We start from the raw sequence: 405 nt of genomic DNA on the forward strand, positions 1-405 counted from the left end.
ATTGAAGGTTCCATCGATAGTATCTATATTTCATCTATTCTCGCCGCTTGATCAATTGCCTTTAGGGTATTCACTGAAACTTTTAGTATCTTGGCCGCACTTGCAAAGTGATAATGGCATTTCGCCAGCACACTCAAGCTATAAAGTTTCTTAAGTTCCCTTAGACTAATAGACGGGTGATCGCTACTAAGAACTTGTTTTAAATTTGCATCGCTCAGAACTAATTCATCATCTTGTTGATCCCAACGAATTAATCCCACTGGATGAGCAATATGTTTTTTAAAGAGATGACCCCGCAGCTGCCTGATATTGCCAGGCCATGGCATACGTGAGTATGCCTTAACCAAACTATTACAATAGGCCCTCTGATGCTCGATACAAAAGTCTTTAACAATTTGTTCGATA

Annotated in this window: 1 protein-coding gene; it reads right to left on the reverse strand. The window is 39.5% G+C overall.

What is annotated here, in order from left to right; translation table 11 throughout:
* Positions 1–23 precede the first annotated feature (23 nt).
* Positions 24–405, reverse strand: a 382-nt coding sequence (locus B3180_RS02080; RefSeq protein WP_286842691.1) for a hypothetical protein, incomplete at its 5' end; no start/stop codon positions are given.

Origin of the sequence: Idiomarina sp. UBA4206, assembly GCF_002383015.1 — a bacterium.
GTDB classification, from domain to species: domain Bacteria; phylum Pseudomonadota; class Gammaproteobacteria; order Enterobacterales; family Alteromonadaceae; genus Idiomarina; species Idiomarina abyssalis.